Source organism: Streptomyces sp. NPDC058307 (assembly GCF_042880295.1).
Classification (GTDB): domain Bacteria; phylum Actinomycetota; class Actinomycetes; order Streptomycetales; family Streptomycetaceae; genus Streptomyces.
The window spans coordinates 11,183-36,668 of sequence record NZ_JBHVYZ010000019.1; the positions used below are offsets into that span (position 1 = coordinate 11,183).

21 protein-coding genes and 1 tRNA gene are annotated in these 25,486 nt (G+C 70.0%); 13 read left to right on the forward strand and 9 right to left on the reverse strand.

The genetic code is table 11. From position 1 onward, the window contains the following. The first annotated feature begins 2 nt into the window (after nucleotides 1–2). The 5 genes from ACFVYN_RS16235 (at nucleotide 3) to ACFVYN_RS16255 (ending at nucleotide 6,921) form a co-directional block, all read left to right on the forward strand. Nucleotides 3–1,949: a copper resistance CopC/CopD family protein gene (locus ACFVYN_RS16235; RefSeq protein WP_389998332.1), complete on the forward strand. Its 1,947-nt coding sequence runs from the start codon at nucleotides 3–5 to the stop codon at nucleotides 1,947–1,949. A gap of 8 nt (nucleotides 1,950–1,957) precedes the next feature. Further along, nucleotides 1,958–3,235: an iron uptake transporter deferrochelatase/peroxidase subunit gene (gene efeB / locus ACFVYN_RS16240; RefSeq protein WP_389998334.1), complete on the forward strand. Its 1,278-nt coding sequence runs from the start codon at nucleotides 1,958–1,960 to the stop codon at nucleotides 3,233–3,235. A 144-nt stretch (nucleotides 3,236–3,379) separates the two neighbouring features. Next, nucleotides 3,380–4,312, forward strand: coding sequence for a prephenate dehydratase (gene pheA, locus ACFVYN_RS16245; protein WP_389998337.1), 933 nt, complete (start codon nucleotides 3,380–3,382; stop codon nucleotides 4,310–4,312). A gap of 531 nt (nucleotides 4,313–4,843) precedes the next feature. Further along, nucleotides 4,844–6,121, forward strand: coding sequence for a serine--tRNA ligase (gene serS, locus ACFVYN_RS16250; protein ID WP_389998340.1), 1,278 nt, complete (start codon nucleotides 4,844–4,846; stop codon nucleotides 6,119–6,121). Then, nucleotides 6,118–6,921, forward strand: coding sequence for an HAD family hydrolase (locus ACFVYN_RS16255; RefSeq protein WP_389998342.1), 804 nt, complete (start codon nucleotides 6,118–6,120; stop codon nucleotides 6,919–6,921). The genes serS and ACFVYN_RS16255 overlap by 4 nt, the downstream gene beginning before the upstream one ends. Nucleotides 6,922–7,334: 413 nt before the next feature. Here the strand turns inward: ACFVYN_RS16255 and ACFVYN_RS16260 are convergent. The 6 genes from ACFVYN_RS16260 to ACFVYN_RS16285 form a co-directional block, all read right to left on the reverse strand. Continuing rightward, a tRNA-Ser gene (locus ACFVYN_RS16260) sits at nucleotides 7,335–7,422 on the reverse strand. 266 nt (nucleotides 7,423–7,688) lie between these two features. Next, nucleotides 7,689–7,886 (reverse strand): hypothetical protein, encoded by a 198-nt coding sequence (locus tag ACFVYN_RS16265; protein WP_389998344.1) that lies wholly within the window; start codon nucleotides 7,884–7,886, stop codon nucleotides 7,689–7,691. Between the two features lie 106 nt (nucleotides 7,887–7,992). Beyond that, nucleotides 7,993–8,712: an ABC transporter permease subunit gene (locus tag ACFVYN_RS16270; protein WP_389998347.1), complete on the reverse strand. Its 720-nt coding sequence runs from the start codon at nucleotides 8,710–8,712 to the stop codon at nucleotides 7,993–7,995. A 9-nt stretch (nucleotides 8,713–8,721) separates the two neighbouring features. Continuing rightward, entirely contained in the window at nucleotides 8,722–9,633 is a 912-nt protein-coding gene (locus ACFVYN_RS16275; RefSeq protein ID WP_389998350.1) for an ABC transporter ATP-binding protein, read from the reverse strand. Beyond that, nucleotides 9,630–10,538: an ABC transporter permease gene (locus ACFVYN_RS16280; RefSeq protein WP_389998352.1), complete on the reverse strand. Its 909-nt coding sequence runs from the start codon at nucleotides 10,536–10,538 to the stop codon at nucleotides 9,630–9,632. Before ACFVYN_RS16280 ends, ACFVYN_RS16275 begins: the two co-directional genes overlap by 4 nt. Continuing rightward, the gene (locus ACFVYN_RS16285; protein ID WP_389998562.1) at nucleotides 10,528–11,517 is read right to left on the reverse strand and encodes an ABC transporter ATP-binding protein; all 990 of its coding nucleotides are present in this window, start codon (nucleotides 11,515–11,517) and stop codon (nucleotides 10,528–10,530) included. The genes ACFVYN_RS16280 and ACFVYN_RS16285 overlap by 11 nt, the downstream gene beginning before the upstream one ends. A 200-nt stretch (nucleotides 11,518–11,717) precedes the next feature. Here ACFVYN_RS16285 and ACFVYN_RS16290 point away from each other — a divergent pair, with 200 nt between their 5' ends. The 8 genes from ACFVYN_RS16290 (at nucleotide 11,718) to ACFVYN_RS16325 (ending at nucleotide 19,228) form a co-directional block, all read left to right on the forward strand. Continuing rightward, complete coding sequence (locus tag ACFVYN_RS16290; RefSeq protein WP_389998354.1) at nucleotides 11,718–12,560, forward strand: M24 family metallopeptidase; 843 nt, start codon at nucleotides 11,718–11,720, stop codon at nucleotides 12,558–12,560. After that, nucleotides 12,557–14,317, forward strand: coding sequence for an SDR family oxidoreductase (locus tag ACFVYN_RS16295; protein WP_389998357.1), 1,761 nt, complete (start codon nucleotides 12,557–12,559; stop codon nucleotides 14,315–14,317). The genes ACFVYN_RS16290 and ACFVYN_RS16295 overlap by 4 nt, the downstream gene beginning before the upstream one ends. Next, nucleotides 14,314–15,183 carry a metal-dependent hydrolase gene (locus tag ACFVYN_RS16300; RefSeq protein WP_389998358.1) on the forward strand — a complete coding sequence of 290 codons (870 nt, stop codon included), beginning with the start codon at nucleotides 14,314–14,316 and terminating at the stop codon, nucleotides 15,181–15,183. Before ACFVYN_RS16295 ends, ACFVYN_RS16300 begins: the two co-directional genes overlap by 4 nt. Next, nucleotides 15,180–16,118, forward strand: coding sequence for a MerR family transcriptional regulator (locus tag ACFVYN_RS16305; RefSeq protein WP_389998361.1), 939 nt, complete (start codon nucleotides 15,180–15,182; stop codon nucleotides 16,116–16,118). Before ACFVYN_RS16300 ends, ACFVYN_RS16305 begins: the two co-directional genes overlap by 4 nt. A gap of 122 nt (nucleotides 16,119–16,240) precedes the next feature. Further along, nucleotides 16,241–16,813, forward strand: a complete 573-nt coding sequence (locus ACFVYN_RS16310; RefSeq protein WP_389998363.1) for an RNA 2'-phosphotransferase — start codon at nucleotides 16,241–16,243, stop codon at nucleotides 16,811–16,813. 36 nt (nucleotides 16,814–16,849) lie between these two features. After that, a complete protein-coding gene (locus ACFVYN_RS16315) occupies nucleotides 16,850–17,305 on the forward strand; it encodes a hypothetical protein (RefSeq protein ID WP_389998366.1) in 456 nt (151 codons plus the stop codon). Nucleotides 17,306–17,357: 52 nt separating this feature from the next. Further along, the gene (locus ACFVYN_RS16320; protein WP_389998369.1) at nucleotides 17,358–18,260 is read left to right on the forward strand and encodes an LLM class flavin-dependent oxidoreductase; all 903 of its coding nucleotides are present in this window, start codon (nucleotides 17,358–17,360) and stop codon (nucleotides 18,258–18,260) included. A 101-nt stretch (nucleotides 18,261–18,361) separates the two neighbouring features. Further along, nucleotides 18,362–19,228 (forward strand): HAD-IIB family hydrolase, encoded by an 867-nt coding sequence (locus tag ACFVYN_RS16325; protein ID WP_389998371.1) that lies wholly within the window; start codon nucleotides 18,362–18,364, stop codon nucleotides 19,226–19,228. Nucleotides 19,229–19,267: 39 nt separating this feature from the next. Here the strand turns inward: ACFVYN_RS16325 and cydD are convergent, their stop codons facing one another. Genes cydD through ACFVYN_RS16340 form a run of 3 tightly spaced genes read right to left on the reverse strand, consistent with a single transcriptional unit; the run spans nucleotide 19,268 to nucleotide 25,362 of the window. Next, nucleotides 19,268–22,771, reverse strand: a complete 3,504-nt coding sequence (gene cydD / locus ACFVYN_RS16330) for a thiol reductant ABC exporter subunit CydD (protein ID WP_389998373.1) — start codon at nucleotides 22,769–22,771, stop codon at nucleotides 19,268–19,270. A gap of 59 nt (nucleotides 22,772–22,830) precedes the next feature. Continuing rightward, nucleotides 22,831–23,835: a cytochrome d ubiquinol oxidase subunit II gene (gene cydB, locus ACFVYN_RS16335; protein WP_389998375.1), complete on the reverse strand. Its 1,005-nt coding sequence runs from the start codon at nucleotides 23,833–23,835 to the stop codon at nucleotides 22,831–22,833. 18 nt (nucleotides 23,836–23,853) lie between these two features. Then, nucleotides 23,854–25,362 (reverse strand): cytochrome ubiquinol oxidase subunit I, encoded by a 1,509-nt coding sequence (locus ACFVYN_RS16340; protein WP_389998377.1) that lies wholly within the window; start codon nucleotides 25,360–25,362, stop codon nucleotides 23,854–23,856. Nucleotides 25,363–25,486: the final 124 nt, after the last annotated feature.

Sequence of the window (25,486 nt, forward strand, 5' to 3'; positions counted from 1 at the left end):
GCCTGCTGCTGGCCACGGCCGGGCCTGCCTCCGCGCACGCCGCGCTCACCGGCAGCGACCCCCAGCAGGGGGTGGTGGTCGACAAGGCACCCGACCAGGTCTCGCTGACCTTCTCCGAGAAGGTCGCCCTGTCGGACGACTCGCTGCGAGTCCTCGACCCCAAGGGCAAGGCCGTCCAGCAGGGCAAGCCGTTCGAGGCCGGCGGCACGACGTACGGCGTGAAAGTCCACAGCGGGCTGCCCGACGGCACCTACACCGTCACCTACCAGGTCGTCTCCGCCGACAGCCATCCCGTCGCCGGTGCCTTCACCTTCTCCATCGGCGCCCCCTCGACCACCTCCGTCTCCGTCTCCGGGGACACGGCGGGCGGCGGGGTCGTCGGCTGGCTGTACGGCTTCGGGCGGTACATGTCGTACGCCGGTTTCATCGTCCTGGTGGGCGGCGCCGCCTTCGTGCTCGGCTGCTGGCAGCGCGGCGCCGGAGTACGGCCCATGCAGCGGCTCGTCGTCGGCGGCTGGCTCACGCTCACCTCGGCCACCCTGCTGCTGCTCCTGCTGCGCGGCTCCTACACGGGTTCCGGGAAGGTCGGGGACGTCTTCGACCTGGACCTGCTCGGGAACGTGCTCCAGACCAAGGCGGGCGCGGCCCTGGTCTCCCGGCTGCTGCTGCTCGCGGCGGCGGCGCTGTTCATCTCCGTGCTCTTCGGGGCCTACGACAAGCGCGAGGACGAGGAGAAGCGGGACCTCACCTTCGGGCTCGCGATCGGCGGGACCGTCGTGGCGGCCGGGCTCGCGGCGAGCTGGGCGATGGCCGAGCACGCCTCGGTCGGGCTTCAGGCGGGCATCGCGATGCCCGTCGACGTCGTCCACCTGCTGGCCGTCGCCACCTGGCTCGGCGGGCTGACCGCGCTCCTCGTCGCGCTGTACCGCTCCGACGCGCCGATCGAGTCGGCCGCCGTACGACGGTTCTCCCAGGTCGCCTTCGGCAGCGTCGTCGCGCTGGTCGCGACCGGCGTCTACCAGTCCTGGCGGCAGCTCGGCTCCTGGTCGGCGTTCACCGGGACCCGGTACGGACAGCTGCTGCTGGTCAAGATCGGGCTGGTGGCACTGCTGGTCGGCATCGCGTTCATCTCCCGGCGGTGGACGGCGCAGCTCGCGGACACGGTGGTGCAGCGCAGCGGGAAGCGGGTGCCGCAGAAGGAGCGGGTCGCCGCGAATGCCTCGGGCTCCGGCAAGTCCAAAGGGACTGCGGGCTCCAAGGGGAGCGGGGGCTCGAAGGCGGCCGCGGACTCGAAGGGGGCCGTGGGCTCCAAGACGGCCGGTTCCAAGAGTGCCGGTAAGGGTGCCGGTGACTCCAAGCGGGCCGCTCAGCTCGCCCGGCAGCAGGCCGCGATGGACACCGCGCGGCAGAAGCGCACACGGGACGCCGATCCGAACCGCTTCGGGCTGCGCCGCTCGGTGCTCGCCGAGGCGGGGGTCGCGGTGGTCCTGCTGGCGGTCACGACTGTGCTGACGCAGACCGAGCCCGGCCGTACCGAGGAGGACGCCAACGCGGCCAAGGCGGCCGCTTCGTCTTCCTCGTCCTCCTCTTCCGCGTCGGCCGGATCCGGGGCCGTGACCCTGGACATGTCCTTCGACACCGGCGGCACGGACGGCAAGGGCGTCGTGACGGTCGACTTCGACCCCGCGCGCGTGGGCGGCAACGAGATGCACGTCTACGTCCAGCGGTCCAACGGCCGCGCCTTCGACATCCCCGAGGTGAAGGTCGCCCTCACCCTGGAGGCCAAGAAGATCGGGCCGCTGGCCGTCACCCCCGACCGCATCGCCACGGGTCACTGGTCGGCGAGCAACGTGCAGATTCCCATGGCGGGTGACTGGAAGGTCGCCGTGACCGTGCGGACCTCCGACATCGACCAGACGACCGTCTCCAAGAACGCGCAGATCGGCTGAACCGCACCATGGCTGAACAGTCCCTCCCCGTCGTCGACGAAGGCACCTCCGTGCAAGAGAGTCCCTCTGCGCGGGAGGGCATGTCCCGCCGTGCCCTGCTCGGCACCGCCGGCGCCACCGGGCTCGTCCTCGGCGCGGCCGGCGGGGCCGTGGGGTACGCGGCCGCACCCACCGGGGCGACGCCGTTGACCTCCGTGGGCAGCACCGAAGTGATGTTTCACGTGAAACACCAGCCCGGCATCACCGAGGGTCTCCAAGCGCGGGGCCATCTCGTCGCCTTCGACCTGGCGGCGGGCGCGGGCCGCAAGGAGGCCGCCGCGCTGCTGCGTCGCTGGTCGGAGACCGCGAAGCGGCTCATGGCGGGGGAGGCCGCAGGGTCCGACGACACCGATGTGGCCCGGGACGCCGGGCCCTCCTCACTGACGCTGACCTTCGGCTTCGGGCACAGCTTCTTCGCCCGCACCGGGCTGGAGAAGCAGCGTCCCGTCGCCCTCGACCCGCTGCCCGACTTCTCCTCCGACCACCTCGACAAGGCCCGCAGCAACGGCGATCTGTGGGTGCAGATCGGCGCCAATGACGCCCTGGTCGCCTTCCACGCCCTGCGCGCGGTCCAGAAGGACGCGGGCAGCGCGGCGAAGGTCCGCTGGCAGATGAACGGCTTCAACCGCACACCGGGGGCCACGGCCCACCCCATGACGGCCCGCAACCTCATGGGCCAGCTGGACGGCACACGCAATCCGAAGCCGAGCGAGCCCGACTTCGACCAGCGCATCTTCGTCCCGGAATCCGGCACGCCCGCGTGGATGGCGAACGGCTCCTATGCGGTCGTACGACGGATCCGGATGCTGTTGGACGACTGGGAGAAGCTGTCCCCGGGGGCCCAGGAGGCCGTCATCGGGCGCCGGAAGGCGAACGGCGCGGCCCTGTCCGGGGGCACCGAGACGACCGCGATGGACCTCGAGAAGACGGACGCGAAGGGGGATCTGATGGTGCCGATCAACGCGCACGCCCGGATCACCCGGCCCGACCAGAACGGGGGCGCGGCCATCCTGCGCCGCCCGTTCTCGTACCACGACGGCATCGACGCGGACGGGACACCGGACGCGGGGCTGCTGTTCGTCTGCTGGCAGGCGGACCCGCTGCGCGGCTTCGTCCCGCTCCAGCGCAAGCTCGACCGCGGCGACGCGCTCTCCCAGTACATCCGGCACGAGTCGAGCGGTCTGTTCGCGGTGCCGGGCGGGGCGGCGGAGGGAGAGTACGTGGGACAGCGGCTGCTGGAGGGGTGACGGCCCGGGGGACGGCCGTACGACGGGGAGGGCGGCGTTCGCGCGAACGCCCGCGCAGGTCCTGCGGTCACGCGGTTTCACTCAGCGGAGGGGCACTCGTGAGACAGGTGCGTCCCCTCCCGCAAGGGCCATTAGGGTGAGGTCATGCCAGCGAGCTATGCGTATCTCGGCCCTGAGGGGACCTTCACCGAAGTCGCGCTGCGGACGCTTCCCGAGGCGGCGACCAGGCAGCTGATCCCGTACGTGTCGGTGCAGTCCGCGCTGGACGCGGTGCGCGCGGGCGAGGCCGAGGCCGCGTTCGTGCCGATCGAGAACTCCGTCGAGGGCGGCATCACCACCACCCTCGACGAAATGGTCGCGGGCGCCCCGCTGATGATCTACCGCGAGGTGCTGCTGTCGATCACCTTCGCGCTCCTGGTCAGGCCGGGCACCGAGCTCACGGACATCAAGACGGTCTCCGCGCACCCGGCCGCCCAGCCACAGGTGCGCAACTGGCTCAAGAAGCACCTCCCGGACGTCCACTGGGAGTCGGCCGCCTCGAACGCGGACGCGGCCCGGCTGGTCCAGGAGGGGCAGTACGACGCGGCCTTCGCCGGCGAGTTCGCGGCCGCCCGGTACGGCCTTCGGGCACTGGAGACCGGGATCCACGACGCCGAGAACGCGCAGACGCGGTTCGTGCTGGTCGGCCGCCCGGCCCGGCCCGCCGCGCCCACCGGGGCCGACAAGACCTCCGTCGTGCTGTGGCAGCGTGACGACCACCCCGGCGGACTGCGCGACCTGCTCGGCGAGTTCGCCACTCGTGGCATCAACCTGATGCTGCTCCAGTCCCGGCCCACGGGCGCCGGCATCGGCAACTACTGCTTCTGCATCGACGCCGAGGGTCACATCAGCGACCGCCGGGTGGCGGAGGCCCTGATGGGGCTGAAGCGGATCTGCCACGAGGTGCGTTTCCTCGGTTCGTACCCGCGTGCGGACAAGGAGCCGGAGGAGCTGCGGGCGCCGCTCACCGGCACCTCGGACGAGGAGTTCGTGGCGGCCTCGGACTGGGTGGCCCGGTGCCAGGACGGCCGTTTCTAACCGGTCCTACCTGCAGATTTTAGTTATCCACAGGAGTTATCCACAGGCATGCTTCTCGACCTGGGGACAAGTCGACAACAAAAGGCGACCCTGTCGACAAATCGGCCCTCAGGGTCCACTCACGTCCACACGCACGCACGTCACCCTTCGTCCACTGTTTTCCTTTAGGCAATCCTTTGGGGTGACCACTTTCCACTCGAAAGTAGGGGTAGGAGTGGGTTTGCGACAGGAATCCTCGGTGTGATCCCCAGGTTTCGACGTGATCAATTCCGAAATCCACAGATCCTCCGCACACCCTGTGGATAACTTCTTGAGGGGTGTGGATTCCTGTGGACAACCGCACACCAAGTCCCCGTCCCCACAAGGGAGTCGAGTCAACCCGACTCCCCGAGCATGCTCCCTGCCGGGGACCCCTGGCGTCTTTCATTGACACACTCCGCAATTCGCCCATAACGGTATGTAAGTCACGATTTGGTGCGGCTGGGAATAGTGAGTCGTGGGCCGTATCCCCGCACCGGTAGCCTTGACCGCGTGATTGACCTTCGCCTGCTCCGTGAGGACCCCGACCGAGTGCGCGCCTCCCAGCGCGCCCGTGGAGAGGACGTCGCCCTCGTCGACGCCCTCCTGTCTGCCGACGAGCGGCGCAGGTCGTCCGGCGTCCGCTTCGACGAGCTGCGTTCCGAGCAGAAGGCGCTCGGCAAGCTCATCCCCAAGGCCACTCCGGAGGAGCGCGCCGAGCTCCTGAAGAAGGCGGAGCAGCTCAAGGCGGACGTCAAGGAAGCCGAGGCCGCGCAGAACGACGCCGACGACGAGACCAAGCGCCTCGCCCTGCAGCTCGGCAACCTCGTCCACCCCGACGTCCCCGTCGGCGGCGAGGAGGACTTCGTCGTCCTGGAGACGCACGGCACCATCCGCGACTTCGGCGCCGAGGGCTTCGAGCCCAAGGACCACCTGGAGCTCGGCGAGGCGCTGGGCGCCATCGACGTCGAGCGCGGCGCCAAGGTGTCCGGCTCGCGCTTCTACTACCTGACCGGCGTCGGCGCGCTCCTGGAGCTCGCGCTCGTCAATGCGGCGATCGCGCAGGCCACCGAGGCCGGCTTCACCCCGATGCTCACCCCCGCGCTGGTCCGCCCGCGCGCCATGGAGGGCACCGGCTTCCTCGGCCAGGCCGCGGAGAACGTCTACCACCTGGAGAAGGACGACTACTACCTGGTCGGCACCTCCGAGGTCCCGCTCGCCGCGTACCACATGGACGAGATCCTCGACGCCGACCAGCTGCCGCTGCGCTACGCCGGCTTCTCGCCATGCTTCCGCCGCGAGGCCGGCACCTACGGCAAGGACACCCGGGGCATCTTCCGTGTGCACCAGTTCGACAAGGTCGAGATGTTCTCCTACGTCACCCCCGAGGAGGCGCAGAACGAGCACCAGCGGCTCCTGGACTGGGAGAAGCAGTGGCTGACCGCCCTGGAGCTGCCCTTCCAGGTCATCGACGTGGCCTCGGGCGACCTCGGCGCCTCCGCCTCCCGCAAGTTCGACTGCGAGGCGTGGATCCCGACCCAGGGCAAGTACCGCGAGCTGACCTCGGCCTCCAACTGCGACGGTTTCCAGGCCCGCCGCCTGTCCGTCCGTATGCGGGACGGCAAGAAGGTCCAGCCGCTGGCGACGCTCAACGGCACGCTGTGCGCCGTACCGCGCACCATCGTGGCGATCCTGGAGAACCACCAGCTGGCCGACGGCTCGGTGCGGGTGCCCGAGGTGCTGCGTCCGTATCTGGGCGGCCGGGAGCTGCTGGAGCCGGTCGCCAAGTGACCCGGTCCTTTCCGTATCGGCTGGTCGCGACCGACCTCGACGGCACGCTCCTGCGCTCCGACGAGTCGGTGTCCCAGCGCACCCGTGACGCGCTCGCCGCGGCCACCGCGGCGGGCGCCGCCCACATCGTCGTCACGGGGCGCAGCGTCCCCTGGACCCGGCACATCCTCGACGACCTCGGTTACGACGGTCTCGCGGTCTGCGGGCAGGGCGCGCAGGTGTACCACGCGGGTGAGCGCCGTCTGCTGACGTCGGTGACGCTGGACCGGCAGCTGGCGGGCGTGGCCCTCGCGAAGATCGAGGCGGAGGTCGGTCCGCTGTACCTCGCGGCGAGCCGCGACGGCCTCGACGGCGATGTGCTGGTCGGGCCGGGCTACGCGGTGACGGGGGCCCTGCCGTCGACGCCGTTCACGGACGCGTCGGATCTGTGGGCCGCCCCGCTGAACAAGATCTACGTCCAGCATCCCGAGCTGTCGGACGACGAACTGGCCGAGGCGGCGCACCGTGCCGCGGGCGGCTTCGTCACGGTCGCCATGTCGGGTGAGGGCATCGTCGAACTGCTTCCGCTGGGCCTGTCGAAGGCGACCGGGTTGTCCCTGGCGGCCCGCCGCCTGGGCCTGAAGGCCGCGGACACGATCGCCTTCGGCGACATGCCCAACGACATCCCGATGTTCGCCTGGGCGTCCTACGGCGTGGCGATGGCGGACGCACACGAGGAGCTCAAGGCAGTGGCCGACGAGGTGACGTCCTCCAACGAGGCGGACGGGATCGCGGTGGTACTGGAGCGGTTGCTCGGCTGACGGCTGTCCGGCGTCCGGTCGGGCGAGGAGCTCGTCAGAGCACAGCACGAGGTCCGGGCCGTCGAGGAACAGGGCCACGCTGTGCCGGCGCGTGTACGGGTGCGTGTCTGCGCTGGGGCACTGCCCGGCTGGGCCAGAAGCTCGTCGAAGGCCGACGCCATCTGCAGTCCTGTTCCGGCCCGTTGCCGGAGCCGAGTTGGTCGGCGATCACGGCAGACGGCACCCCCACCGCCGCGCTCCTGGACCACGTCCTTGACGGCGGCCGCCTGCACGAGCAGGGTCCCGGGCCGCACGAAGTTCCGCTCCCCTACTCGACCGACGGCCGCGGCAGCACCGAACAGAAAACCGCCGGCCCTTCTTGCGTGACGTACTCCGGTCGAAAAGCCCGGTCCAGTCCCAGTGACAACGTCTCGCGGAGGATGCACGAATCGAACGTGCGCGGGCTTTCCAGGCCCGACCACGGCTTAGCAAGCCGGTGCCTTACCACTCGGCCAATCCTCCGGGTGGGCGGCCTCACGCGAGAGCGACGTCGCGTGCTCGAAGCGGCCGCCCCGGGCTACCTGCGGGTGTACTCGACGGTGGCGTAACTACACCGGAGTCCTCCGCAGGCTGCCCTGGCGGGAACTGGACGTACTGTCGTGCATGGACATCGTCCGGCTCCTCCCCAGAACGTGGCGCCGGATCGTCGTCCGGCGGTGTGTACGACAACCACTCTGCCTGGACGACGAGTTGGGCGCCACCGATTAAATACGCCCGCGTGTTCGAACCTATCGGCGCCGCCACCGTCGTCGGCGCTTGCTGAAGAACCACCCGGCAGGCGGCTCGTCGGAACGCCAGGGCTGCGGTTCGGGCGCCTCGTCACGCCAGCGCGCCGCCAGCATCCGGGCGCGGGCAGACGGCTCGGTCGTCCCGGCGGACCGTATGAAGTCCTCGTCCAGGACCAGGTCGTCCCAGTCGTCTGCCATGCCCGTTCCCTTCGACTCGCAGCTGGAGATTGCCCCTTGTCCAGTGTGGCCGTACAACGATGAAGTCCCTGTCAATAAGCGGGACGTCAGCGCGACTTGAGGGCGCCTACTCCTCGCCCGCCAGCGTCAGCGACCGCAGCTTCTGTCCCGCGTACCAGGTCGCGAGGACGGTCACCACGACCAGCAGCACCGTGGCCGTCGGCAGTCCGACGTCCGAGGTGACCAGGTCCCCGCCGGCGACCTTGTGGGCGACGGCCAGCGACCACTGCTGGACGCTCAGGGTCCTCGCCCCGGCGACCAGGGAGCCGAACAGGGCCTCCCAGACCAGCGCGTAGACGAGACCGAAGACCACCGCGTGCCGGGACACCGTGCCGAGCAGCAGGAAGAGCGCCGCATAGGCGATCGAGGAGACCAGTGCGGCGACCGTGTAGGCGACGGCGATCTGCTGGCCGTTGCCGTTGAGGATGAGGCCCGCGATCAGCGTCGGCAGGGCCGAGAACACCATGGTCACGGCGATCGCCACGATCAGCTTGGTGAAGATGATCGTCGGCCGCTTGACCGGCTTGGACAGCAGGTACACCACCGAGCCGTCGTCGATCTCCGGGCCGATCGCACCGGTTCCGGCGATGACGCCGATGATCGGCACCATGGTGGCGAGCGCGAGCCCGCCCAGCAGGTCGGAGGCGGTCTGGTCGTCGGCGCCGACGAGGACGCGCACGATCACGGAGATCACGATCAGCAGCAGGGGCAGGGCGCCCAGGATGAGGGCCCGGCGGCGGCCGAGCAGGGCCCGGTAGGTGAGTCGGGCGACTGTGGGGTCGTACATCTTGGCCTCCTACGCCGCGACGAGATACGAGAAGACGGACTCGAGCGACTCGTCGGACGGCGAGACCGTGAGCAGCCGGATGCCGTGGTCGCGCGCGACCTTGGGCAACAGCACGGTGAAACGGCCGAAGTCGACGGCCTGGATGCGCAACGCGCCCTCGGCCAGGTCGACTTCGATGCCGGACGTCGACGGGTCGGCGATCAGCGCGGCCGCGAGGGCGCGGTCGTCGCTGGAACGCACCAGGTAGCGGTGCGGGCGGTCCGTCATCAGACGGCGGATCCTGCGGAAGTCGCCGCTGGCCGCGTGCCGGCCCGCGACGACGACCTCGATGTGCCAGGCGAGCTGCTCGACCTCTTCGAGGATGTGCGAGGAGAACAGCACGGTGCGGCCCTCGTCGCCCATGCGCCGCAGCAGGTCCATGAGCTGCATGCGCTGACGCGGGTCCATGCCGTTGAACGGCTCGTCGAGCAGGAGCAGCGAGGGGTCGTGGACCAGGGCGGACGCCATCTTCACGCGCTGGCGCATGCCCTTGGAGTACGTCGAGATCTTGCGGTCCTGCGCGTACTCCATCTCGACCGTGGCCAGCGCCTTCTGGGCGGCCTTGGTGCCGAGACCGTGCAATTCGGCGTTGGCGACGACGAATTCGCGTCCGGTGAGGAAGTCGTACATCGCCTCGCGCTCGGGAACGATGCCGATGTGCTTGTAGATCGCCTCGTTGCGCCACACCTGCTGTCCGTCGAGGGTGACGGTGCCGGTGGAAGGGGCGAGGAAGCCGCCCATCATGTTGATGAGGGTGGACTTCCCGGCGCCGTTGGGGCCGAGGAGGCCGGTGACGCCGGGGCCGATCGTCATGGTGATGTCGTTGACGGCGACCACGTTGCCGAACCAGCGGGAGACATGGTCGATCTGGAGCGTGGTCACAGTCCCACCTTCTTGTAGCGGCGCATCAGGAGGCCGTAGCAGGCGGCGATCAGGCCGAGGACGGCCAGGACGTAGACCACGCCCTCACCGGTCGACGGGCCGACCGCTCCCGGGAACGCCGAGCTCGCGCCGAGGAACGCGGACTGCAGTCCGTCGATGAGCGTGACCGGCGAGAACAGGCCGATCCACGGGATGGCGCCGGTACTGCCCTGGGTGTCGGCGATCGCCTGGACGGTGGAGACCGCGCCGTAGGAGATGGTCAGTACGGCGATCACGGCCGCGATGCCGAAGCCGCGGCGCGGGGTGATCGACGCGATGACCAGGCCGATGCCGGCGAAGAGCAGCGAGAGCAGCGCCACCGAGACGAGTCCCTGCCCGAACCCCTTGGTCTGGTCGGTGAAGTCCAGCTTGGCCAGCAGCGCGCCCACATAGAGCACGATCAGCGGGGCGGCGGTGAGGATGAACATCGCGGAGGCCAGCGCCGCGTACTTCGCGCGCACGTAGTCGGCGGTCTCGATGGGCCGCGAGAAGTACAGCGGCACCGTCTTGAAGCGCAGGTCGCGTGAGACCGACTGGGGCGCCTGCGAGGCGACGTAGAGGCTGATGACGGCCTGCATGATGATCGCGTAGCGGGTGTAGTCGACGGGCAGGTCGTTCGCCTTGGTGGCGACCGCGACGGCCACCATGATGGCCGCGGGCACGCACATCACGACGAACAAGAGCATCGGCAGCACCTTGGACTTGACCGAGCGGCCGAGGCCGTAGGCGCCGCGCAGGGACTGCGAGTAGAGCGAGCGGGTGGCGTAGGAACGGCCGAGGCGAGGGCCGTCGTAGGTGCGGTAGCCGATGTTGTGGATACGGGTCTGGTCACCCGAGGGGGCGGTGACAGGGTGCTCAATTGCCATGGCCGACGGCCTCCTTCCGCTGCGTTTCGTCACTCGAGCCCGCGCTCGAGTCCTCGTTGGTGAAGACTTCCGAGATGTGGTGCCTGCGCTGCTCCATGCGCACCAGGCCGAGGCCGAGGTCGGCGACGACGTCCCGGACGACGTCGTAGGTCTCCTCGCCCTGTGCGGTCAGCAGCAGGACATGGCCGGCGCCCGGCAGACCGCTGCGGGAGTCGAGGACCTCCACCCCGCGCGCGTGGAGCGCCTCGCGCACCGCGCGGGTGCCGTCCGGGTGCTCGTCGGTGTCGGTGACCTCGACCGCGAGGGTCGTCGTGGTCTGGGTGAAGTCGGTGGTGGAGCTGGAGCGCAGGAGCTTGCCGCCGTCGATGACGACGACGTGGTCACAGGTGCGCTCCAGCTCGCCCAGCAGGTGCGAGGTGACCAGGACCGAGATGCCGAAGTCGGTGTAGATGCGGCGGATCAGGCCCAGCATGTCGTCGCGGCCGACCGGGTCGAGGCCGTTGGTCGGCTCGTCCAGGAAGACCAGCTGCGGGTCGTGCACCAGGGCCTGCGCGAGCTTCACGCGCTGCTTCATGCCGGTGGAGTAGCCGCCGATGGGGCGGTAGCGCTCCTCGTACAGACCGACATGGCGCAGGGTGTCCGCGGTGCGCTCGCGGGCGGCGGTGGGCGGCAGACCGGACATGCGGGCCATGTGCACGACGAACTCGGTGGCCGAGACGTCGGGCGGCAGGCAGTCGTGCTCCGGCATGTAGCCGACCCGCTCGCGGATGGCGGCGCCCTCGGTCGCGACGTCGAGCCCGAGCACTTCGGCACGGCCCTCGGAGGCGGGGGACAGACCCAGCAGGATCTTGATCATGGTGGACTTGCCGGCTCCGTTGGCGCCGACGAGTCCGGTAACACCGGGTCCGACGTCCAAGGAGAGCCGGTCAAGCGCGGTCACCCGGGGGAACCGCTTGCTCAGGCTTTCGGTCGCGATCACAGTCACGTCATAGACGGTAGTGATGCGGACCACTCAGGTCGTCACTCCGTAGAGCTGTATCGGCATCAGACTCCAGAGGTACGGGCACCTAAGGGTCCCCCTGAGGTCTCACTCACCCTATTGACGCAGCCTCTCATGACTGTCACATTCGCCAGTGTCACGTTACGGGCACGTACCGCAGTCAATGGGGACAAGGCGGCATGACGACAGCAGCGAACAGCGAACTCTCGACCCGGTTGCGGGGATTCCGGCAGGTCCAGCGGCTCGCGTACGAGTGCGCGGAGGCGGTCGCGGCCCGGCTGGAGCCCGGCATCACCGAGCGGCAGGCCACCCGGATGCAGCGCGCATGGCTGCGCGAGCGGGGTGTACGGGACTGGTTCCACCTGCCCTTCGCCTGGTTCGGGGACCGCACGGCGTTCACGGGCTTCCGCGTCCCGCTCCAGTTCTTCCCCACCGACCGCCGCCTGGAGCCCGGGATGCCGTTCATCCTGGACATGGCCCCGGTGTACGAGGGATACACCGCGGACATCGGCTACTCCGGCTCGCTCGGCGTCAACCCCGTCCAGGACAGGCTGATGGCCGACCTGGAGGCGCACCGCGAGCTGATCCTGCGCGAGGTCCGTGAGCGGCGGTCGCTGCGCGAGATCTACGAGGACGTCGACCGCCTCATGGTGCGTCAGGGCTACGCCAACCGGCATCGCGCGTACCCCTTCGGGGTGATCGCCCACAAGGTCGACCAGGTCAAGCGGCGCCGCTGGACACCCCACGTCCTCGGGTTCGGCACCCAGTCCCTGAAGGGCCTGGCGGCCGACGCGCTGCGCGGTCACCGTGAGGGCTGGTCGCCTCTGTGGTCGCCGTACCGCTTCTCCGACCACCCGCCGCAGCCGGGCCTGTGGGCGGTCGAACCCCACCTCGGCTTCCGGGGCACCGGCGCCAAGTTCGAGGAGATCCTGGTCGTCACCGACTCCGAGGACCCCGAGCAGAGCGCCTTCTGGCTGGACGACGATCTGCCGCACGTGCGGCGCTGGGCGGAGGAGAAGTGACCTTGCTCGAAGGTGCACGCGAGCGCCGGGTACGGACCGGCGGCGTCGAGCTGTGCGTGGCCGAACTCGGCGACCCGGGGCAGCCGACCGTGGTCCTGGTGCACGGCTACCCGGACAGCAAGGAGGTCTGGTCCGAGGTCGCCACCCGGCTCGCCGGCCGCTTCCACGTCGTCCTCTACGACGTCCGCGGCCATGGCCGCTCCACGGCCCCGAAGCCGCTGCGCGGAGGGTTCACCCTGGAGAAGCTGACGGACGACTTCCTGGCCGTCGCGGACGCCGTCAGCCCGGACCGGCCCGTGCACCTGGTCGGACACGACTGGGGCTCGGTGCAGGCCTGGGAGTTCGTCACCGTCCGGCGCACCGAGGGCCGCATCGCCTCCTTCACCTCGATGTCCGGACCGTCCCTCGACCACTTCGGCCACTGGATCGCGGGCCGCCTCAAGCGCCCCACCCCCCGCCGGGTCGGCCAGCTCCTCGCGCAGGGCGCCAAGTCCTGGTACGTGTACGCGCTGTACACGCCCGCCCTGCCCGAACTGGCCTGGCGCGGCCCGCTCGGCAGGGCCTGGCCCCGCATGCTGGAGCGCGCCGAGAAGGTCCCCGCCAACGGCTACCCGACCCCCTCGCTGCCCATCGACGCGGCCCACGGTGCGTGGCTGTACCGGGACAACGTCCGTGCCCGGTTGCGCCGCCCGCGCACCGACGCGTACGCACACGCGCCCGTGCAGCTCATCACGCCCCTGGGGGACGCGTTCCTCTCGGAGAAGCTCTACGACGGTCTGGAGCAGTGGGTGCCCCAGCTGATCCGGCGCACCCTGCCCGCCAAGCACTGGATCCCCCGCTCCCGGCCCGACCAGTTGTCGGCGTGGATCACGGAGTTCGTGACGTCCGTCGAAGGCGGCCGGACCGCTGTCCGGCCGACCGGGAAGTACGCCGACCGGTTCGGCGGACAGCTCGTCCTGATCACCGGCGCGGGCAGCGGCATCGGACGGGCCACCGCGTTCGCCTTCGCCGAGGCCGGCGCGCGTGTGGTGGCCGTCGACCGGGACGCCGAGTCCGCCACCCGCACCGCCGAACTGTCCCGGCTACTGGGCGCCCCCGAGGCCTGGGCGGAGACCGTCGACGTCTCCGACGAACAGGCCATGGAGAAACTCGCCGACAAGGTCGCCGCCGAATACGGCGTGGTGGACGTCCTGGTCAACAACGCCGGCATCGGCCTCGGCGGCTCCTTCTTCGACACCACCGTCGAGGACTGGAAGAAGGTCCTCGACGTCAACCTGTGGGGCGTCATCCACGGCTGCCGGCTCTTCGGCAGGCAGATGGCCGAGCGCGGACAGGGCGGCCACATCGTCAACACCGCCTCCGCGGCCGCCTACCAGCCCTCCAGAGCGCTCGCCGCCTACGGCACCTCCAAGGCCGCCGTCCTCATGCTCAGCGAGAGCCTGCGCGCGGAACTGGCGGGCCGGGGGATCGGTGTCTCGGCGGTCTGCCCCGGCTTCGTCAACACCGGCATCACCTCCACCGCGCGCTTCGCGGGCGTCGACGCCGACGAGGAGAAGCGCCGCCAGAAACGCACGGCACACCTCTACAAGCTGCGGAACTACCCGCCCGAGAAGGTCGCGGACGCGATCCTGAGAGCGGTCGTGCGCAACCGGGCCGTCGTACCCGTCACCCCCGAGGCCCGCGGCGCGCTCGCCCTGGCCCGGTGGGCGCCGAAGGCACTGAGGGCGACGATCGCACGGCTGGAGCCGCCGCGGTGAGCCACGCCATCGCCCCGCGCCGAGTGGCCTTCGACTGGTCCCGCACTCCCCTGCACTGGATCCCCGACGAACCCCCCACCACCCACGTCATCAACGTGCTGCACCTGCTGCTGCCGGCGGGGGAGCGCTGGTTCGTGAAGGTCTTCAAGGAGGCCCTGCCGCTGGTCAGGGACCCCGAACTCCTCGCCGACGTCAAGGGGTTCATGGGCCAGGAGGCCACGCACAGCGTCCAGCACACGCACGTACTGGACCACCTGTCGGCGCAGCGGCTCGACACCGCCGCCTTCACCAAGTACGTCGACTTCCTCTTCCAGCGCCTGCTCGGCGAGCACCCGCCCCTCAACGCGCCCGTCCCCGCGCGCGAGTGGCTGCGGTTCCGGCTGTCGGTCGTCGCCGCCGTCGAACAGTTCACGGCGGTGCTCGGCGACTGGGTCCTGGCCGCCGAGGGCCTCGACCGGGCCGGCGCCGACGAGGTCATGCTCGACCTGCTGCGCTGGCACGGCGCCGAGGAGGTCGAACACCGCGCGGTCGCCTTCGACATGTACCAGTACTGCGGCGGCACCGGCACACCCCGCTACGCCCGCCGGATCGCGGGCATGGCGGTGACGGCCCCGGTGATGCTGTACCTGTGGGTATGGGGGACGGCCTACCTCATACGTCACGATCCACAGCTGGCCGGGCGGCTGCGCTACTCCTTCAAGGAGCACGAGAAGGCCGTACGCAAGGGCCTGCTGCCGGCCTGGCGGGAACTGGGCGCGGCCTTACCGCGATATCTGCGGCGCTCCTACCATCCGTCGCGGGAAGGGTCGTTGAGCCGTGCGGTGGAGTACCTGAAGCGGTCACCGGCGGCGAGGGCGGCCTCGTGAGCGGCACCCCTGCCTACCGGATCGAGGACCTCGCCCACCTCAGCGGCGCCACCGTCCGCACCATCCGCGCCTACCAGGACCGCGGACTGCTCCCCCGCCCCGAGCGCCACGGCCGCGCCAACATCTACACCGACACCCACCTCGCCCGGCTGCGGCAGATCGCCGACCTCCTCGACCGCGGCTACGGCCTGGCCTCCATCAAGGAGCTCCTGGAGGCCTACGACTCCGGCCGCGGCCTCGGCGGGATCCTCGGCCTGGTCGCCGAGGTCGACGGCCCGTGGACCGACGAGCAGCCCGTCCGGATCTCCCGCGCCGAACTGGACACCCGCTTCGGCGGCAACCCCGACGAGGCCGCCGTCGCCGAGGCGGTGGAGCTCGGCGTCCTGGAGCCGGTGCCCGAAGACGAGGACTCCTTCCTCGTGCCGAGCCCCCAAGAGCTCGCCGTGGCCGTCGAGTTGCACGCTGCCGGAGTCCCCCTCTCCGCGATCTCGGGCCATCTCAGGGAGTTGAGGGGCCAGGTCGAGCACATCGCCGCCCGTTTCCTGGAGTTCACGACCGAGCACGTCTTCGCCCGCTACCTGCAAGGAACACACCGGCCGACCGACGCCGACGCCACCGAAGCGGCCTCACTCGTACGACGCCTGCGGCCCCTCGCGCAACAGACCGTGGACGCCGAACTCGCCCGCGCGATGCGGCTGTTGGCGGTACGGCAACTGCGGCAGCACCTCGACTCCGGGGACGTGCCGGACGGGCACCCGAGGTCACGTTCCGTGGCCGTGCCCGAGGAAACGATGCGGGCGGTGGAAGGGCTGGTTGGGGCGGAGCGGGTGCCGGAGTTTTTTGTGCTGGCGGCTGAACGGGAGGTGCGGGCAAGGAAGTTGGATGCGCTCACGTCAAGTGGATTGCCCCCAGTCGATCTTGACGAAGAGGGCTGACATGACAGGGAGTTGTCCACAGAAACGCCAAGTAACCTGTGGATAACTACACTTGGTTGTGGATCAAACATCCGAGCCAAAATCATTCGCGTGATTCGCGTCTCTCCCGGCACCCTGGCGGGATGAACGAGAACAAGCCACACGAGAGGGACGAGAAACGCACCGTCAAGGTGTCGAAGTACCTCTCGAAGCACCTGCGCCACCAGCCCGACCGTATCGGGCTCACGCTCGACGAGGCCGGCTGGGTCGAGATCGACGTGCTGATCGCCGCGGCCGGCGCGCACGGCTTCCGCATCACCCGGGACGAGCTGGACCACGTGGTCGCCGCCAACGACAAACAGCGCTTCGCGATCGACGGCACCCGCATCCGCGCCAGCCAGGGCCACAGCATCGACGTCGACCTGGGCCTGCCACCGGCCACTCCGCCGCCGTACCTCTACCACGGGACCGTGGCCCGCTACCTGGACGCGATCCGCGTCGAGGGACTGCGCCCCATGAACCGGCACGACGTGCATCTGTCGGCCGACCGCGAAACCGCGACCCGGGTCGGCGCCCGCCGCGGCCGTCCCGTCGTGCTCCCCGTGGACGGGGGAGCCATGCACCGCGACGGCCACATGTTCCACGTCAGCGCCAACGGGGTCTGGCTCACCCAGGCCGTGCCACCGCGCTACCTGCGGCTTCCCGAGGCGCACTGAAGGTCGCACGGCACCCGGTGGGAGATGATCGACGCCATGGACAACGGCAGGGACCACCTCCCCACCACCGAGGCCGCCGTCACCGCGCTCCGCACCCTCGCCGCCGAATACGGGCTCGCCATCGAGGTGACCCACGACATCGGCGCCGACCAGACCTCACGCCGCAGCGCCGCGGGCGTCGGCGTCACGACCGACCCGGACGGCACCCTGCCCCACGAGGCCTACATCGAGCTCGGCGGTCGTCCCCGAGTCGATGTGCGTCTGTTCCCGGACGACGACGCCCTGATCACCGTCGACGGAGTCGAATGCCCCGACGTCGCCCGCGACGACGTCCCCGCCTTTCTCCGCGCCCTCTACGAAGGCCACGCCTGGGTGAAGGCACGCCGCTTCCCGCCCAGCCATTTCCTGATGGTGCCGCTGCCAGGTGACCGCGTACACAAGGAGTTCATCCCGGTCGGCCTCAGCCCCTGGCTCAGCGGCCGCAGACAGTGACCGTCAGTCACTGTTTCACGTGAAACAGTGCCCGGCGCATACGCTCGGACACATGAGTCTGCGTCTGAGCACCGTGATCCTCCCCTACCGCCGCTGGAACGAGGGGGGCCGCGAGACATGGCAGCGCGCGGAACAACTCGGCTTCCACACCGGATACACCTACGACCACCTGTCGTGGCGCACCTTCCGCGACGGACCCTGGTTCGGGGCCGTTCCCACGCTGACCGGTGCCGCGGGCGTCACCGACCGGCTGCGCCTGGGCACCCTGGTGACCTCGCCGAACTTCCGGCACCCGGTGACCCTCGCCAAGGAACTGATCACCCTCGACGACATCTCCGGCGGCCGCGTCACCCTCGGCATCGGCGCGGGTGGCACCGGCTTCGACGCTACCGCGCTCGGCCAGGACCCCTGGAGCCCGCGCGAGCGTGCCGACCGGCTCGCCGAGTTCGTCCCCCTGCTCGACCGTCTGCTCAGCGAGGACTCCGTGTCCTACGAGGGCGACTTCTACTCGGCGCACGAGGCCCGCAACATCCCCGGCTGCATCCAGCGGCCCCGGCTGCCCTTCGCCGTGGCCGCCACCGGGCCGCGCGGCCTGAAACTCGCCGCACGCCACGGGCAGGCGTGGGTGACCACCGGTGACCCGAAGCTGTACGAGAGCGGCACACCCGAGCAGTCCCTGCGAGCCCTCGGCGGCCAGGTCGACAAGCTCACCGACGCCTGCGCCGCTCTCGGCCGGGACGTGAACACACTGGACAAGATCCTGCTCACCGGTTTCACTCCCGACCGCGGCCGCCCGCTGGAGTCCCTCGACGCGTTCGTCGACTTCGCCGGCCGCCACCGGGAGCTCGGTTTCACGGAGCTCGTGATCCACTGGCCGATCCCCGACTCGGACTTCGCCGCCGAGGAGAAGGTCTTCGAGCAGATCGCCATGGAGGCACCGGCCCAGCTGGGCTGAAACGGCGGCACCGGGGCGGGTGCGGCCCGCCTCACGTCATCTATGTCTCACCTGTGCGGGCACCCGCACGGTCGTGCAGGGGTGTGCGGGAGAATGGCCGGGTGACCTCAGCGACTCGCCAGCCCCAGACCCCGGCCACCGACATACCACCGCGCCTGATCGCCACCGATCTGGACGGCACTTTGCTGCGTGACGACAAGTCGGTGTCCCCACGCACGGTCGCAGCCCTCGCCGCCGCCGAGAAGGCCGGCATCGAGGTCTTCTTCGTCACCGGTCGCCCCGCCCGCTGGATGGATGTCGTCAGCGACCACGTCCACGGGCACGGCCTCGCCATCTGCGGCAACGGCGCGGCGGTGGTCGACCTGCACGGCGGCCCCGGCGCCCACCGGTTCGTGAAGGTGCGCGAGCTGGCCCGGGAGAACGCGCTGGACGCCGTACGGCTGCTGCGGGAGGCGGCGCCCGGCACGGTGTACGCGGTGGAGCAGACGTACGGCTTCTACCAGGAGCCGGACTATCCCAAGCTGCACATGGAGATCCCGGACAACCTCGCACCCGCCGAGGAACTGCTGGCCGAGGACGGTCCCGGTGCCGACGAGCCGGTGCTGAAGATCCTCGCCTACCACCCCTCGATGGACCCGGACGCCTTCCTCACCCTGTCCCGGCTGGCCATCGGCGAGCGTGCCAACGTCACCCGGTCCAGTCCCAGCGCCCTGCTGGAGATCAGCGGCCCCGGCGTCTCCAAGGCCAGCACACTCGCCCTGTGCTGTGCCGAGCGCGGGATCTCGCACGAGCAGGTCGTCGCCTTCGGGGACATGCCCAACGACGTCGAGATGCTCACCTGGGCCGGGCAGTCGTACGCGATGGGCAACGCCCACCGGGACGTGATCGCGGCGGCCTCGGGCCAGACCGTCGCCAACAACGACGACGGGGTGGCCGTCGTGATCGAGCGGATGCTGGAACGGCTGTAGTGACGTCATGGCTCGGCTGAGCCTCGCCGCACGCACGGCTCAGCCGACCGGCACCCCGCGTGCCGCCATCGGCAGCTCCGACTCCGCTTCCCGCTGGGCCATCCCCCGCAACGGCCCCTCCACACCCGCCAGCTCCGCGTAGGAACCCCGCTGCACGACCCGCCCCTCATCGAGGACGACGACCTCGTCCACCGACTCCAGTCCTGCCAGGCGGTGCGTGATGAGGAGCGTCGTACGGCCCTCGGTGGCGGCCAGCAGATCGGCGGTGAGCGCGTCGGCGGTGGGCAGGTCGAGATGCTCGGCGGGCTCGTCCAGCACGAGGACGGGGAAGTCGGCGAGCAGCGCCCGGGCCAGCGCGAGCCGCTGCCGCTGACCACCGGACAGCCATGCCCCGTGCTCGCCGACCAGGGTGTCGAGCCCGTCGGGCAGGCTCTCGGCCCAGTCGAGCAGGCGGGCCCGCCGCAGCGCGTCCCGCAGCTCCTCCTCACCCGCTTCCTTCTTCGCGAGGAGCAGGTTCTCGCGCACCGAGCTGTCGAAGAGGTGCGCGTCCTGGGCGCACAGCCCCACCAGCCGCCGTACGTCGTCGCTGTGCAGCCCGTAGACGTCCACGCCGCCCAGGGTGTAGGTGCCGGCGGCCGCGTCGAGGAAGCGCAGCAGCACCTGGGCGAGTGTTGTCTTGCCGGAGCCGGACGTGCCGACCACGGCGATCCTCCGGCCCTGCGTGAGGGTCAGGTCGAGGCCCGCGAGCGCGTCCCGGTCCTGGCCCTGGTGCCGGGTGGTGAGTCCCTTGAGGACGACGGGGAACGGTGAGGCGGGTGCCTGCCGAGCGTGCTCCGGCTCCCGTACCGGCTCGGGCGCGTCCAGCACCTCGTGGACGCGCTCCGCGCTCCTGCGCACCCGCTGGCGGTACTGCACGGCGAGCGGCAGCCCGAGGACCGCCTCGAAGGCTGCCAGCGGGGTGAGCACGACGACGGCCATGGCGACCCCGCCGAGCCGCCCCGAGGCGACCCCCTGGGCGCCGACGAGGGCGGTGGCGGTGACGGTCAGGCCACAGATCAGGGCGGTGAGGCCGTCACCGAGTGCGGTGGCGGTAGCGGCACGGGACGCGATCCGGGTGAGGACGCCGTCGGCCCGCCGTGCCTCGACGGTGCGGGCCGGCAGGGCGCCTGCGACGGTCAGCTCCGCGGTCCCGGTGAGGAGATCGGTCACGCGGGTCGACAGTTCCCCGCGGGCTGGAGCGAGCCTGCGCTCGGCGCGGCGGGCGACGGCTCCCGTGATGAACGGGACACCGACACCTGCGGCCAGCAGACCCACGGCCAGCACGGCACCGGCCTCCGGAAGCAGCCAGGCCGTGAACCCCACGGAGACCGCCGACACCACGACGGCGGCACCGGCGGGCAGCAGCCAGCGCAGCCAGTAGTCCTGGAGGGCGTCCACGTCGGAGACGAGCCGCGAGAGCAGATCACCCCGGCGGGCCGTACGCAGACCGGCGGGCGCCAGCCGCTCCAGACGCCGGTACACGGCGACCCGGGTGTCGGCCAGCATGCGCAGAACGGCGTCGTGGGACACCAGCCGCTCCGCGTACCGGAACACGGCCCGCCCGATCCCGAAGGCGCGGGTCGCCGTCACGGCCACCATCAGATATAGCACGGGCGGCTGCTGCGAGGCCCGTGAGATGAGCCACCCGGAGGTGGCCATCAAACCCACGGCGCTGCCGAGCGCGAGGCTGCCGAGCAGCAGCGCGAGTACGAGCCGGCCTCGTCGGGGGCCGGACATGGCGCGGACGCGGGCGAGAACACCGCGCGCCCCTGCCGGCGGCTCGGTCGTCCCGGGCTCGGCCGAAGCGGGGCCGCTCTCCTCGATCGTGCGTACCGTGGACGTCCTGGTCAGGGCGTCCACCGGAGCCGGTGCCGCGGGCTCCGCCAGCCGCACCACCCGGTCCGCCACCCCGAGCAACGCCGGCCGGTGCACCACCAGCAGCACCGTCCGCCCTGCCGCCAGCCGCCGTACAGCCGCCACGACCTCCGCCTCGGTCGCTCCGTCGAGCGCCGCCGTCGGCTCGTCCAGGAGCAGTACCGGCCGGTCCGCGAGAAACGCCCGGGCCAGCGCGAGCCGTTGCCGCTGCCCCGCGGACAGTCCGGCCCCGTCCTCGCCGAGCGCGGTGTCGGCCCCCAGCGGAAGGGCGTCGACGAACTCCAGCGCCCCCGCATCCCCCAACGCCCGCCGTACCGCGGTCTCGTCGGCGTCGGGTCGCGCCAGCCGTACGTTCTCGGCGATCGTCCCGGCGAACAGCTGCGGACGCTGCGGCACCCACGCGATGCGCGACCGCCACTCCTCCAGGTCGACCTCGGCGAGATCGGCTCCCCCGATCCGCACCCGCCCCTCGGCCGGCCGCACAAAGCCCAGCAGGACGTTGAGCAGCGTCGACTTGCCTGCTCCGCTGGGACCGACCAGCGCGACCGTCTCCCCGGGTGCGACCTCGATGGACACGTCCGTGACGGCGTCCCCGGAGCGGCCGGGGTACCTGACGGTGACCTGCTCGAAGGCCAGCGCACCGGTGGGCACCGCAGCCGTACCCGATGCCGGTACCGGCGTCTCCAGCACCGCGAAGATCTCCTCGGCGGCCGCCAGCCCCTCCGCCGCCGCGTGATACTGCGCGCCCACCTGCCGCAGAGGCAGATACGCCTCGGGAGCCAGGATGAGGATGACCAGGCCGTCGTACAGGTGCATCTCGCCGTGAACGAGACGCATCCCGATCGTCACGGCGACCAGCGCCACCGAGAGCGTCGACAGCAGCTCCAGGGCGAAGGAGGAAATGAAGGCGATCCGCAGCGTCCCCATGGTCGCCAGCCGGTACTCGCCGGTGATGCGTCGGATCGACTCGGCCTGTGCCTTGGCCCGGCCGAACACCTTCAGGGTCGGCAGCCCCGCGACGACGTCCAGGAAGTGCCCCGACAACCTGGACAACAGCCGCCACTGACGGTCCATCCGAGACTGCGTGGCCCAGCCGATCAACACCATGAAGACCGGGATGAGAGGCAGAGTCCCGACGATGATGGCCGCCGAGACCCAGTCCTCGGTCACGATCCGCGCCAGCACCGCCACCGGCACGACCACCGCCAACCCCAACTGCGGGAGATAGCGCGAGAAGTAGTCGTCGAGGGCGTCGACTCCCCTCGTGGCGAGGGCGACCAGCGACCCCGTCCGCTGCCCGCTCAGCCAGCCGGGCCCCAGTGCGGTGGCCCGCTCCAGCAGCCGTCCCCGCAGCTCCGACTTCACCGCCGCGCTCGCCCGGTGTGCGGCGAGTTCGGTGAGCCAGGCGACGAGTCCACGGCCGACGGCGACGGTCGCCAAGAGCAGCAGGGGAGTGCGGAGTTCGGCGATCGTCAGACCGTGCTGGAACGCGCCGACCACGATCTCGGCGATGAGCATCGCCTGAGCGATGACCAGCAGGGCACCGACGCCGCCCAGGCCGATGACGGCAACCAGGAAGAGGCGGGTGGCCCGGGTGTACCGGAGCAGGCGCGGGTCGATCGGTTTCACGTGAAACACACCCTCTTCTCAAGGGGCATGTTTCACGTGAAACATGCCCCATCTCGGGCTCAGTGCGCGGGTTCGGCGATGTGCTGCGTGCCGATCCGCTTGCGGAACACCCAGTAGGTCCAGCTCTGGTAGAGCAGGACAATCGGCGTGGCGATCCCCGCGCACCAGGTCATGATCTTCAGGGTGTACGGGCTCGACGAGGCATTGGTGACCGTCAGGCTCCAGTCCGGGTTGAGCGAGGACGGCATGACGTTCGGGAAGAGGGTCAGGAAGAGCATGGCCACGGCGGCCACGATGGTGACGCCCGACAGTGCGAACGCCCAGCCCTCACGACCGGCCTGGTTGGCCACCAGGGCGGTGACCAGTGCGGCCACGGCCACCACCAGCGCGACCAGGCTCTTGGCGTCACCGCTGTCGACCTGCGTCCACAGCAGGAAGAGCAGTGCCGACGCGGCAGCGGCGAGACCGACCCGGGTCGCCAGCTTGCGTGCCCGTTCCCGGATCTCCCCGACGGTCTTCAGGGCCGTGAACACCGTTCCGTGGAAGGTGAACAGCGCCAGCGTCACCACTCCGCCGAGCAGGGCGTACGGGTTGAACAGGTCCCAGAGGGTGCCGACGTACTCGAAGTGCTGGTCGATCTTCACGCCGTGCGCGATGTTGGCGAAGGCCACGCCCCACAGGAACGCCGGGATGAGGGAGGTCCAGAAGATCGCCGTCTCCCAGTTGCGCTGCCAATTCTCCTCGGGCCGCTTGGCCCGGTACTCGAAGGCCACACCCCGGACGATCAGGCAGACCAGGATGACCAGCAGCGGCAGGTAGAAGCCGGAGAAAAGGGTGGCGTACCAGTCGGGGAAGGCGGCGAAGGTCGCGCCGCCCGCCGTCAGCAGCCATACCTCGTTGCCGTCCCAGACGGGACCGATGGTGTTGATCAGGACGCGCTTCTCGGTCCGGTCGCGGGCAAGCAGCTTGGTGAGGACACCGACTCCGAAGTCGAAGCCCTCCAGGAAGAAGTAGCCGGTCCACAGGACGGCGATGAGTACGAACCAGACGTCGTGAAGTTCCATGACTCGATCTCCCTCGGCCTAGTACGAGAAGGCCATCGGCTTGTCGGCGTCATGTGTGTCGCCGCCGATCTTCGTGGGCGGGTTGAGGTCGGCCTCGGTGAGCTCGGGCGGGCCGGCCTTGACGTACTTCACGAGCAGCTTGACCTCGACGACGGCGAGGATGGCGTACAGGGTCGTGAAGACGAGCATCGAGATGAGGACTTCGGCCTGGGAGACGCTGGGGGAGACCGCGTGCCGGGTCTGCAGGACGCCGTAGACGACCCATGGCTGGCGGCCCATCTCGGTGAAGATCCAGCCCCAGGAGTTGGCGATCAGGGGGAAGCCCAGGGTCCAGATCGCCGCGAGCCAGTAGAGCCTGCCGAGCTTGGGGCTCAGGGCCTTGTTCTTGAAGAGGACCAGATGCGGGACCTCGTCGTCGGCGACCCTCAGGTGCTGGGGGAGCATGAACTTCCTGCGGGTCAGCCAGAGTCCGGCGAGGCCGACGGCGAAGGACGTCATCCCGAAGCCGATCATCCAGCGGAAGGCCCAGAAGGTGACGGGGATGTTGGGCCGGTAGTCGCCCGGTCCGTACTTCTGCTGCTCGGCCTTGTTGACGTCGTTGATGCCGGGGATGTACGAGGTGAAGTCGTCGTTGGCGAGGAAGGACAGCAGGCCCGGGATCTCGATGGCCACGCTGTTGTGACCCTTCTCCACGTCGCCGTAGGCGAAGATCGAGAAGGGTGCGGAGTCCTGACCGTCCCACAGGGCCTCGGCGGCCGCCATCTTCATCGGCTGCTGCTTGAACATGACCTTGCCGAGCGTGTCACCGCTGATCGCGGTGAGCATGCCGGCGATGACCACGGTGACCAGCCCGAGGCGCAGCGAGGTCTTCATCACGGGGATGTGCTTCTTGCGGAACAGGTGCCAGGCCGCGATGCCGACCATGAAGGCGCCGCCGGTCAGGAAGCAGGCGGCCATCGTGTGGAAGACCTGGGCGAGCGCGGTGTTCTGCGTCAGCACCGCCCAGAAGTCGGTCAGTTCCGCGCGGCCCTTCGCCTTGTTGATGCGGTAGCCGACCGGGTGCTGCATCCACGAGTTGGCCGCGAGGATGAAGTACGCCGACAGGATCGTGCCGATCGAGACCATCCAGATGCAGGCCAGGTGGATCCTCTTGGGCAGCTTGTCCCAGCCGAAGATCCACAGGCCGATGAAGGTGGACTCGAAGAAGAAGGCGATCAGGGCCTCGAAGGCGAGCGGGGCGCCGAAGACGTCGCCGACGAACCGCGAGTAGTCGGACCAGTTCATGCCGAACTGGAACTCCTGCACGATGCCGGTGACGACCCCCATCGCGATGTTGATCAGGAAGAGCTTGCCCCAGAACTTGGTGGCCCTGAGGTACTTCTCCTTCTCCGTACGCACCCAGGCGGTCTGGAGGCCTGCCGTGAGGGCGGCCAGGGAGATCGTCAGGGGCACGAACAGGAAGTGGTAGACGGTGGTGATGCCGAACTGCCAGCGCGCCAGGGTCTCCGGCGCCAGAGCCAGGTCCACGTCGCCGCTCCTTACCTCACAGGCTTGTGGAACAAATGCGGGTGAAGCGACCGCTTGTGAAAGCGTTCACATTCACAAGCCCAGTATGCCGCACCTGTTTTCGACAGACGAAGGGGGGTCCCGA

Coding starts and splice junctions, on each gene's coding strand:
- efeB (WP_389998334.1), top strand. CDS start 1,958: ATGGCTGAACAGTCCCTCCCCGTCGTCGACGAAGGCACCTCCGTGCAA.
- pheA (WP_389998337.1), top strand. CDS start 3,380: ATGCCAGCGAGCTATGCGTATCTCGGCCCTGAGGGGACCTTCACCGAA.
- ACFVYN_RS16265 (WP_389998344.1), bottom strand. CDS start 7,886: ATGGCAGACGACTGGGACGACCTGGTCCTGGACGAGGACTTCATACGG.
- ACFVYN_RS16270 (WP_389998347.1), bottom strand. CDS start 8,712: ATGTACGACCCCACAGTCGCCCGACTCACCTACCGGGCCCTGCTCGGC.
- ACFVYN_RS16280 (WP_389998352.1), bottom strand. CDS start 10,538: ATGGCAATTGAGCACCCTGTCACCGCCCCCTCGGGTGACCAGACCCGT.
- ACFVYN_RS16290 (WP_389998354.1), top strand. CDS start 11,718: ATGACGACAGCAGCGAACAGCGAACTCTCGACCCGGTTGCGGGGATTC.
- ACFVYN_RS16310 (WP_389998363.1), top strand. CDS start 16,241: ATGAACGAGAACAAGCCACACGAGAGGGACGAGAAACGCACCGTCAAG.
- ACFVYN_RS16315 (WP_389998366.1), top strand. CDS start 16,850: ATGGACAACGGCAGGGACCACCTCCCCACCACCGAGGCCGCCGTCACC.
- ACFVYN_RS16320 (WP_389998369.1), top strand. CDS start 17,358: ATGAGTCTGCGTCTGAGCACCGTGATCCTCCCCTACCGCCGCTGGAAC.
- cydB (WP_389998375.1), bottom strand. CDS start 23,835: ATGGAACTTCACGACGTCTGGTTCGTACTCATCGCCGTCCTGTGGACC.